The sequence below is a fragment of the Alcanivorax sp. genome (genome assembly GCF_014762765.1).
Lineage (GTDB): Bacteria > Pseudomonadota > Gammaproteobacteria > Pseudomonadales > Alcanivoracaceae > Alcanivorax.
On record NZ_JABURH010000113.1, the window covers coordinates 38,043 to 48,083 of the forward strand.

General features: G+C 58.7%; 8 protein-coding genes. All 8 read left to right on the plus strand.

Annotated features, from left to right (window positions below; translation table 11 throughout):
• Nucleotides 1-112 precede the first annotated feature (112 nt).
• The 8 genes from HUJ17_RS07360 to HUJ17_RS07395 all read left to right on the plus strand — a co-directional run bounded on the left by HUJ17_RS07360 (nt 113) and on the right by HUJ17_RS07395 (nt 9,714).
• Nucleotides 113-976 carry a branched-chain amino acid ABC transporter permease gene (locus HUJ17_RS07360; RefSeq protein WP_290510091.1) on the plus strand — a complete coding sequence of 288 codons (864 nt, stop codon included), beginning with the start codon at nt 113-115 and terminating at the stop codon, nt 974-976.
• On the plus strand, nt 976-2,040 hold the full coding sequence (locus HUJ17_RS07365) for a branched-chain amino acid ABC transporter permease (RefSeq protein ID WP_290510092.1): 1,065 nt from the start codon (nt 976-978) through the stop codon (nt 2,038-2,040). The genes HUJ17_RS07360 and HUJ17_RS07365 overlap by 1 nt, the downstream gene beginning before the upstream one ends.
• Nucleotides 2,033-2,800 (plus strand): ABC transporter ATP-binding protein, encoded by a 768-nt coding sequence (locus HUJ17_RS07370; protein ID WP_062817931.1) that lies wholly within the window; start codon nt 2,033-2,035, stop codon nt 2,798-2,800. Before HUJ17_RS07365 ends, HUJ17_RS07370 begins: the two co-directional genes overlap by 8 nt.
• Complete coding sequence (locus HUJ17_RS07375; protein ID WP_103917936.1) at nt 2,787-3,494, plus strand: ABC transporter ATP-binding protein; 708 nt, start codon at nt 2,787-2,789, stop codon at nt 3,492-3,494. Before HUJ17_RS07370 ends, HUJ17_RS07375 begins: the two co-directional genes overlap by 14 nt.
• Nucleotides 3,495-3,554: 60 nt before the next feature.
• Nucleotides 3,555-4,742 (plus strand): ABC transporter substrate-binding protein, encoded by a 1,188-nt coding sequence (locus tag HUJ17_RS07380; protein WP_290510093.1) that lies wholly within the window; start codon nt 3,555-3,557, stop codon nt 4,740-4,742.
• 406 nt (nt 4,743-5,148) lie between these two features.
• The gene (locus HUJ17_RS07385) at nt 5,149-7,236 is read left to right on the plus strand and encodes a 3-hydroxyacyl-CoA dehydrogenase NAD-binding domain-containing protein (RefSeq protein WP_290510094.1); all 2,088 of its coding nucleotides are present in this window, start codon (nt 5,149-5,151) and stop codon (nt 7,234-7,236) included.
• A gap of 128 nt (nt 7,237-7,364) precedes the next feature.
• Nucleotides 7,365-8,561 (plus strand): acyl-CoA dehydrogenase family protein, encoded by a 1,197-nt coding sequence (locus tag HUJ17_RS07390; RefSeq protein ID WP_290510095.1) that lies wholly within the window; start codon nt 7,365-7,367, stop codon nt 8,559-8,561.
• A 10-nt stretch (nt 8,562-8,571) separates the two neighbouring features.
• On the plus strand, nt 8,572-9,714 hold the full coding sequence (locus tag HUJ17_RS07395) for an acyl-CoA dehydrogenase (RefSeq protein WP_103917933.1): 1,143 nt from the start codon (nt 8,572-8,574) through the stop codon (nt 9,712-9,714).
• Nucleotides 9,715-10,041 lie beyond the last annotated feature (327 nt).

Sequence of the window (10,041 nt, forward strand, 5' to 3'; positions counted from 1 at the left end):
CCACAATAAAACCTACGCGGCAGCGCTACGTCGCAGGGGCTGACATAACAAAGGAAAAACGGGAAACGCCAATGCCACTGAGCGGCGGTTCCCCCATACAGGAGGCTTTGCCTTGGACTTATTCATGCAGCAAGTGCTTAACGGCCTGACGCTGGGCAGCATCTACGGGCTGGTGGCCCTGGGGCTGACCCTGGTGTACGGCATTTTGCACGTACCGAACTTTGCCCACGGGGCGCTCTATATGGTGGGCGCCTATGTGTCCTACGTGATCATGGTCGATGTTGGCGCCAACTATTGGCTGGCCATGCTTGGCGCCGCCGGTGCTGTGGCGTTGCTGGCGGTGTTGTGCGAGCGACTGGTGTTCAACCCCTTGCGTGATGCGCCGCCAATCCACGACAAGATTGCCGCCATCGGCATCATGCTGTTTCTGGAAGCGCTGGTGCAGATGCACTGGGGCGCGGAATTCCGCCGCATGCCCACGCCTTATACCGGTATCGTCGAATTTGCCGGCCTGACCATGCCGGCCCAGCGGGTGCTGATTATTGTCGGTGCGTTCACGCTGATGGCGGTTCTGCACCTGTTCCTGAAGAAGACTATGACCGGCTCCACCATTGTGGCCATGGCCCAGAACCGGGAAGGGGCCTTCCTGGTAGGGATCGATGCCAACCGGGTGGCGATGATGACCTTTGCCATCTCCGGGGTGCTGGCGGCGGTGGGGGCCACCCTGTTCGCGCCGATTAACCTGGTGTATCCGGCCATGGGGCATCTGCTGATCATGAAAGCCTTTGTGATCATCATCCTCGGCGGCATGGGTTCCATTCCCGGTGCCATTGTCGGCGGCTTGATCATCGGTTTTGCGGAAGCCTTTGGTGGCTTCTACATCTCCACCGACTACAAGGACATCATCGCCTTCGCCTTGCTGGTGGTGATTCTCTCCATCAAGCCCATCGGTCTGTTCACCAAGGGGGTGCGCTAATGAACGCCCTGCACAAGATTTCCGATTTTTTCATGACGCCGGCGATGAAGATCGTGATGATCGTCGCGGCACTGCTGTTCCCCTTCGTGGCGAGCAATGAATACCAGATCTACGTGATGGCACTGGCGTTTGTCTGGGCCATTGCGGTCTACGGCATGAATATCATCACCGGGCTTTGTGGCCAGTTGAATCTGGCCCATGGCGGCTTCTTTGCCATCGGCGCCTATACCCTGGCGATTCTCACCGTGGATCATGGCTGGGCGTTCTGGTGGGCCTTCGTGGCAGCGGGTATTGCCGGTGCCTTGTTGGGTTTCCTGGCCGGGGTGGTGTCGTTGCGCCTGAAAGAGCACTACTTCGCCATCTTTACCCTCTGTGTGGGCTTCATCATTTATCTGTTGATCGATAAATGGGAGGAGCTGACCCACGGTGCCCTGGGCATTATCAATATTCCGGCGCCGAGCGGATTCGGCCTGGTGGATTTCACCGAAACCACGCCGTTCTATTACCTGGCTCTGGTGTTCATGGTGCTGTCCATCTGGCTGGCGGCGCGGATTGCCAACTCCCTGCTGGGCCGCAGTTTCCGGGCCATTCGTATCAGTGACGAGCTGGCCGCGTCCCTGGGTATCAACCTGATGCGCAACAAGGTACTGGCATTCGTGCTGTCCACCACCTACGCCAGTGTGGCCGGTGCGCTGTATGCCGGCATGGTGCGCTTTATCGGCCCGGCAGAAGCCGACGTAGTGCATACCTTCGACATGATTACCTTCCTGCTGGTGGGTGGCATCGGCACCCTGATGGGGCCGCTGTTCGGCACCCTGGCGATTACCTGGCTGACCCAGTCCCTGCAGTTCCTGGAAGAGTACCGGATGATCGTGTTCGGCCCGCTGCTGGTGGTGCTGGTGATCTTTTTCCCACGCGGTGTGGTGGGCACCTTCCTGACCTGGCGTGGTCGCCGTCTGGCCGCAGCTCATGAAACCGCCCAAAAGGAATCTGCCAGCGAAAAAAAGTCGCAGACGAAAAAGGCGGTAACACCTCGCAATCAGGAGGCCGGTAACCATGCTTAAGATCAATAACCTGACCAAACGGTTCGGTGGTCTGGCGGCGGTGAACAACGTCAGCATCGAATTCGACGCCAACAAGATCAACGCCATCATCGGCCCCAACGGTGCGGGGAAAAGTACTTTCTTCAATCTGGTGGCCGGCGCCATGGCGCCCACGGAAGGCTCCATCGAATACCAGGGTATGGATATCACCGGTATGGCTTGTGACCGCATTGCCCGGCTGGGTATCGCGCGGACCTTCCAGACCACCTCACTGTTCGATGAATCTACTGTGCTGGACAACCTGATCGTGGGCCACCGTCTTCGCACCCAGTCGCGCCTGTGGGACGTGATCATCAACTCAAAGCGTCTGCGTGATGAAGAGAAAAAATGTCGTTCCCGGGCCCAGGAAGTGCTGGATTTCGTCGGCCTGTCCCATATCGGTCATCGCATTACCGCGGACATCAGCCAGGAAGAAAAAAAGCGTGTGGCCTTTGCGCTGGCCCTGGCTACCGATCCGGAGCTGGTGCTGCTGGATGAGCCCGCCGGCGGCATCAACCCGGAGGAGACCGAGAACCTGGCAGCACTGATCCGCAAGATGGTGGAGCACGGCGTCACCGTCTGCCTGATTGAGCACAAGATGGACATGATCATGAGCCTGGCGGACAAGATCATGGTGCTGGACCACGGTGAAAAAATTGCCGAAGGCACCCCGGAACAGATCCGCAACAATCCGGTGGTAATCGAAGCCTATCTGGGGAGTGATGACGATGCTGCAGCTTAACGATGTGGAAGCCCGCTACGGCAGCTTCAAGGCCCTGGAAAAAGTCTCCATGACCGTGGGCGAGGGTGAACTGGTGGTATTGCTGGGCGCCAATGGCGCCGGCAAGAGCACCCTGTTCAATACCATCAGCGGCTTGCTCAAACCTACTGCCGGCAGGATCTCCCTGAATGGCAAGGATGTCACCGGCCTGAAGCCCTCTGGCCTGGTACAGAGTGGCGTGGTGCAGTGTCCGGAGGGACGCAAGCTGTTCCCGGAAATGTCGGTGCTGAAAAACCTGATGCTGGGTGCCTATGTGCATCGCCGGGACAAGGTCGCCATGAAGAAGACGCTGGACCAGGTGCTGGCGTTGTTCCCGATCCTGGATGAGAAGAAGGATCATCCCGCCGGATCCCTCAGTGGCGGCCAGCAACAGATGGTGGCCATTGGTCGCGCCATGATGGGGCGGCCGAAACTGCTGCTGCTGGACGAGCCTTCTCTGGGGCTGGCCCCGCTGGTCGTGAAGCAGATGTTTGAAACCATCAAGGGCATCAACGAACAGGGCACCACCGTGTTGCTGGCGGAGCAGAATGCCTTCGCCGCACTGAAAATTGCTCACCGCGCCTACGTGATCGAAAACGGTCGCCTGGTGATGGAGGGTGATAAAGACGCGATGCTGGGTAATGAAGAAATTCGCAAGGCCTACATCGGGGCCTGAGGCGATCACCCGCAACGTGTGCGCTACACAACAAGATTGAAATAATAACGGGAGAGTTTCATGAGCAACGGAAAAAATACACTGGTTAAGCGCTTCTGCCGTCTGGCCTGCGCCAGTGCCATCGCACTGGCTGCCAGCGGCGCACAGGCGGCCGAAACCGTGACCATCGGTTTCACCGGGCCACTGAGTGGCGGTGCCGCCTTGTACGGGCAGAACACCCTGGAAGGCCTGCAAATGGCTGCCCGGGAAATCAACGACAAGGGTGGTTTCAAGGTGGGTGATGACACCTACGAGATCAACCTGGTATCCCTGGATGACAAGTACGCCCCCAGTCAGGCGGCGGTGAACGGCAAGCGCCTGGTGCAGCAGTACAATGCACCGGTGATCTTTACGCCGCACTCCGGTGGCACCTTTGCGTTGCAGGCGTTCAATGAACGGGATGATTTCCTGGTGATGTCCTATACCTCGGTGCCCACCGTGACCGAGAAGGGCAATGAACTGACCGTGCGTATCCCGCCCACCTTTACCGGCTACATGAAGCCGTTCACCAAGATCGCCATGGAACAGAATGGCAAGAAAGTGGCCATCGCCAATGCCACCCATGACTACGCCAAGTACTGGACCAAGGCATTCGTACCCACCTGGGAAGCCATGGGCGGTACCGTGGTGGCGGATAACCCCATGGACTACAACAAGTCGGCGGACTTCTATACCGGCGTCAGCAAGGTGCTGGCAGAGAAGCCGGACGTGCTGTTCATTGGCGGGGCCTCCGAGCCCACGGCGTTGGTGGCCAAGCAGGCCCGCCAGCTGGGCTTCAAAGGGGGCTTCGTGATCATGGACCAGGCCAAGATGGGCGAAATGTCCAAGATCATTGGCGGTTACAAGATGCTGGAAGGCTCCGTGGGTGTGGTCCCGCTGACCATGTACGAAGAGCAGGGCGCCAAGGATTTTGTCGCCAAGTACCACACGCAGAATGACGGCAAGGATCCCACCACCGAAGTGGCCTACAACTATTTCGCCATGCATACCGTGGTTCAGGCCATGAAGGAAGCCGGTACCGTGGAGGACGCCAAGGCAATCCGGGCGGCCATGGGCGATGCGCTGAAAAGCCTGGCGGAGGAGCATAACCCCTACGGCGTGACCGAAATCGATGCCAAGGGTGGCATGATGGCCGATCCCAACATCGCTACCGTCAAGAAAGGTGGCACCGTTGAGCTGCAGCGTATTTCCGAGGTGCTGGGCGAGTAACCTGGCGAGGAGGGGAAGCAGGGCGCCTGGCGCCCTGTTTTTTCGTCTTCTTCAGATAATGAAATATTATTCCAAAATAATTGAAAGCGGTCCGCCTTTGCTTATACTGGGGGCAGTTAACAGTTATGTGCGTCGCCATTAGGCATCGCAGATCAGTGTTATCAAGCGGCAATGAAATACCTGTGCAATAGCAGTGCGCCCTCTGCCGTCGGAGCGTAGCGCAGTGGAGCATCGACCGCAGGTCGGCCCGAAGGGTGAGCGGAGCGAATAACGTCGCTGGCGGCGCGATAACAGTTTCATTGCCGGGTAAATAATACGTCGAGATTTCATCTTCCTGACCCGGCGTCAGACCGGGCAGGTGCTGCCTGGCTCTACCGGAGCATGGCAGTTCAACGAGGAGAGTACTATGAGTCATCCGGTCAGCCTCAGTCGCGATAGCGATATTGGCGTAATCCGAATCAACTATCCCCCCGTCAATGCGCTGGGCCATGGGGTCCGGGAAGGACTGCAGAACTGTCTACGCGAGGCCCTGGCGGACGATGGCATCAAGGCGGTGGTGGTGATCGGCGAGGGCAAGACCTTCCCGGCCGGCGCCGATATCCGTGAATTCGGCAAGCCGCCCCAGCAGCCGGTACTGCCCGCGGTGATTGATGAATACGAAGCCAGCGACAAGCCGGTGATCGCTGCCATCCATGGCACCGCCCTGGGTGGCGGGCTGGAAGTGGCGCTGGGCTGCGATTATCGCGTGGCCCTGGACAGCGCCCGCCTGGGCCTGCCGGAAGTGAAGCTGGGCCTGCTGCCCGGTGCCGGTGGCACCCAGCGCCTGCCGCGTCTGGTGGGGGCACAGAAAGCCCTGGAAATGATCGTGGGCGGCAACCCCATCAAGGCAGCCGAGGCCCGGGAGCTGGGTCTGGTGGACGAGGTGGTCAGTGGCGATCTGCTGGATGGCGCACTGGCCTTTGCCCGCAAGCTGGTGGCCGATGGCGCGCCGCTGCGAAAACTCTCCGAACTGGACGTGCCCGGGGACACCAGTGCCGAGCTGTTCGAGCATTTCGAGCAATCCATTGCCAGAAAACAGCGCGGCTTCAAGGCGCCGTTTTCCTGTATCAAGGCGGTCAAGGCAGCGGTGGAGTTGCCCTACGACAAGGGCGTGGAGCGGGAACGGGAGCTGTTCTTCAAGCTGCTGGTTTCCAGCGAATCCGCGGCCCAGCGTCATGTGTTCTTTGCCGAACGGGAAGTGGCCAAGGTGCCAGGGCTCGACAAGGATACCCCCAAGCGCGAGATCAAGCTGGCGGCGGTGATCGGCGCGGGCACCATGGGCGGCGGTATCGCCATGAATTTCGCCAATGCGGGCATTCCGGTGAAGATTCTCGAGGTGAAAGAAGAGGCCCTGGAAAAGGGCATCGCCATCATCCGCAAGAACTACGAAAACACCGCGAAGAAAGGCCGCATTACCCAACAGCAGGTGGAGCAGCGCATGGCGCTGATTCAGCCCACCCTCAGCTACGACGATCTGAGCGATGTGGACCTGGTGATCGAAGCGGTGTTCGAGAACATGGACGTAAAAAAGGCCGTGTTCAGTGAGCTGGATCGGGTCTGCAAACCCGGCGCCATTCTCGCCACCAACACCTCCACCCTGGACGTGAATCGCATTGCCAGCTTCACCCGCCGTCCCGAAGACGTGATGGGCATGCACTTCTTCAGCCCCGCCAACGTGATGAAGCTGCTGGAAAACGTGCGTGGCGAAAAAACCTCCGATGAAGTGATCGCCACTGTCATGGACCTGAGCCGTCGCATCGGCAAGGTCGGTGTGCTGGTGGGCGTGTGCCATGGTTTCGTCGGCAACCGCATGCTGCACAAGCGCCAGGCGGAAGCCATCGAGCTGGTCAACGAAGGGGCCAGCCCGGAGCAGGTGGACAAGGTACTGTTCGATCTGGGCTTCCCCATGGGGCCGTTTGCCATGTCTGATCTGGCCGGTATGGATGTGGGCTATCGCATCCGCGAGGAACTGCGCAAGGAAGACCCGGATAACGCGCCGCCGCGCAACTGGACTGACGAACTGGTGGAAGCCGGTCGTCTCGGGCAGAAGACCCAGGCTGGCGTTTTTGACTATAAAGACGGCGACCGCACCCCTGTTCCTTCACCGGCTGTTGAGAGCATTATTGCTACATATCGTAGTGATAACGGGATTAACCCCCGTGAAATCAGCGACCAGGAAATCCTGGAGCGCTGCATGTACGTGATGGTCAACGAGGGGGCGAAGATCCTGGAAGAGGGCATCGCCGCCCGCCCGCTGGATGTGGATGTGATCTGGATCTACGGCTACGGCTTCCCGGTGTACCGCGGCGGTGTGCTGTTCTGGGCGGACCAGGTGGGTGTGAAAACCATCCACGACAAGATCAACGAGATCTATCAGCAAACCGGCTCGGATGCCTGGAAGCCGGCCAAACTGCTCAGCGACCTGGCAGAGCAGGGCAAAGGCTTTTACCGCTGAGAAACGAATGTTGTAACCCGTCGTTGGAGCCTTGCTTGCAAGGCGAAGATTGCAGAAAAAATTCGCCTTGCGAGCAAGGCTCCAACAGTGGTTGCGAAGCAAAGAACAACCTTTCAAGAGGTTCAAAGATGGATATCAACTACACCCCGGAAGAACTGGCGTTTCGCGATGAAGTGCGCGCCTTTCTGGATGAAAAGCTGCCCAAGGACATTGCCAGCAAGGTCAAGAACAACCAGCACCTGGGCAAGGAAGACACCATCCGCTGGCAGAAAATCCTTAACGAAAAGGGCTGGATGGCCATGCATTGGCCCACAGAGCACGGCGGCACTGGCTGGTCTCCCATCCAGAAGCACATCTTCGAGGAAGAGTGCGCCGAGTATGGCGCCCCTACCGTGCTGCCTTTCGGCGTGAACATGGTGGCGCCGGTGCTCATCAAGTTCGGCACCGACGAGCAGAAACAGAAATACCTGCCGCCCATCCTCAGCAGTGATGTGTGGTGGTGTCAGGGCTACTCGGAGCCGGGTGCCGGTTCTGATCTGGCCGGCCTGAAAACCAAGGCGGTTCGCGAAGGCGACCACTATGTGGTTAATGGCCAGAAAACCTGGACTACCCTGGGGCAGCACGCCGACTGGATCTTCTGTCTGGTACGTACCGATCCGAATGCCAAGAAACAGGAAGGGATTTCCTTCCTGCTGATCGATATGGAGACCCCGGGCATCACCGTACGTCCGCTGATTACCCTGGACGGCGAGCACGAAGTGAACGAAGTGTTCTTCGACGACGTAAAAGTGCCGGTGGAAAACCTGGTCGGTGAAGAGAACAAGGGCTGGACCTGCGCCAAGTACCTGCTGACTTTTGAGCGTACCGGTATTGCCGGTGTGGGCCAGTCCAAGGCGGCGCTCAAGCACTTGAAAGAGGTGGCTCGCAAGGTACAGCAGAACGGCAAACCGTTGATTGAAGACCCGCTGTTCCGCAACCGTCTGGCGGATGTGGAAATGGAGCTGATGGCACTGGAAATGACCAACCTGCGTACCGTGGCCGCAGCCCAGGCGGGCGGTGTCCCCGGCGCAGAAAGTTCTTTCCTGAAAATCATGGGCACCGAACTGCGTCAGGAAATTACCGACCTGTTCCGTCGTGCGGCGGGTCCCTACGCCCAGCCGTTCCTGCCGGAAACCTTTGACGCAGATTACGACGGTGAAATGGTGGGCCCCGACTTTGCCAACAGTGTTTCCACCAAGTACTTCAACATGCGCAAGCTGTCGATCTTCGGCGGCTCCAATGAAATTCAGAAGAACATCATCGCCAAGATGATTCTGGGACTGTAAGGAGACGACCATGGACTTCAAACTGAGCGACGAACAACGCATGCTCGAGGAAACCGTGGGCCGTCTGGTTCGCGATGGTTACCCCTTCGACGTACGCGAAAAAGCCCGCACCAGCGAGCTGGGCTTCTCCAAAGAAATGTGGCAGCAGTTCGCCGAACTGGGCCTGCTGGGCGTACCGTTTTCCGAAGATTTCGGCGGCTTCAATGGTGGCGGTCCGGAACTGATGGTGGTGGCGGAAGGTTTTGGCCGCGGCCTGGTGCTGGAACCCTATCTTGCCACCGTGGTGCTCAGTGGCACCCTGATCAATGCCCTGGGTAGCGACAGCCAGAAAGAGGCATTGATCAGCGCCATCGTTGGCGGTGAATTGCGCCTGGCCCTGGCCGCCTATGAACCGGAAGGTCGTTATGACCATACCCATGTGGCGACAACGGCGGAAAAGAGCGGCGATGGCTATGTGATCAGCGGTAGCAAGGCGGTGGTCCTGCACGGGGATAGCGCCGACAAGCTGGTCGTGATTGCCCGTACCGCTGGTAATGCCAATGACCGCAATGGCCTGTCCGCCTTTGTGGTGGATGCTGCCGCCGAGGGCGTGAGCCGTCGCGGTTATGAAACCATTGATGGTCTGCATGCGGCGGAAATTAGCCTCAACAAGGCGCCGGCGGAGCTGCTGGGTGAAGAAGGCAATGCCATTGACGCCCTGGAGAAATCCCTGGCGCTGGGTATCGTTGCCCTCTGTGCGGAAGCCACCGGCGCCATGGAAGTGGCCTGTGACCACACCTTGAACTACATCAAGGAACGTCAGCAGTTCGGCGTGCCCATCGGCAAGTTCCAGGCCCTGCAACATCGCATGGTGGAAATGCGCATGGAGCTGGAAAAAGCCCGTTCCATGACCATTCTGGCGGCCTGCTCCCTGGAGTTGTCGGCACCGGTGTGTGCCAAGCGCCTGGCGGCGGCCAAGGCGATCATCGGCAAGTCCGGTCGCAAGGTGGCGGAAGAAGCCATCCAGCTGCATGGCGGCATGGGCATGATGGAAGAAACCGCCGTGTCTCATTACGCCAAGCGTATCGTGATGATTGACCACCAGCTTGGTGATCTGGGCTATCACATGCAGCAGCTGGAAAACCTGCTGGATGTGGACGAAGACGCCGCGTAACGCAACACACCAAGGCGGCTTCGGCCGCCTTTTTTGATGATAAAAAATATTTCTTAGCCGTAGGAGCGTCGCTTGCGGCGCGATAAAGGCCAGTTGCAAGTATCAAGTTTCAAGCTGCAACGCGAATAAAGCTCAATGGCAATTCGAGGCATCAGTCCCGCGCTCAACCTGCCATCGCGGGCAAGGCCTTTGAGATTGGTGGTACATTGATCGCGCCTTGCAACTTGTCACTTGAAACTTGCTCCTGCTTTCCATCGCGCCGCAAGCGACGTTCCTACAGGTAGGTTTGAAATCCGGGAGAGCACCATGACGATCAATCGCCAGATT

Bases quoted from the DNA above. Each gene is read 5' to 3' on its own strand.
- HUJ17_RS07375 (WP_103917936.1), top strand. From the start codon at position 2,787: ATGCTGCAGCTTAACGATGTGGAAGCCCGCTACGGCAGCTTCAAGGCC.
- HUJ17_RS07365 (WP_290510092.1), top strand. From the start codon at position 976: ATGAACGCCCTGCACAAGATTTCCGATTTTTTCATGACGCCGGCGATG.
- HUJ17_RS07370 (WP_062817931.1), top strand. From the start codon at position 2,033: ATGCTTAAGATCAATAACCTGACCAAACGGTTCGGTGGTCTGGCGGCG.
- HUJ17_RS07395 (WP_103917933.1), top strand. From the start codon at position 8,572: ATGGACTTCAAACTGAGCGACGAACAACGCATGCTCGAGGAAACCGTG.
- HUJ17_RS07390 (WP_290510095.1), top strand. From the start codon at position 7,365: ATGGATATCAACTACACCCCGGAAGAACTGGCGTTTCGCGATGAAGTG.
- HUJ17_RS07385 (WP_290510094.1), top strand. From the start codon at position 5,149: ATGAGTCATCCGGTCAGCCTCAGTCGCGATAGCGATATTGGCGTAATC.
- HUJ17_RS07380 (WP_290510093.1), top strand. From the start codon at position 3,555: ATGAGCAACGGAAAAAATACACTGGTTAAGCGCTTCTGCCGTCTGGCC.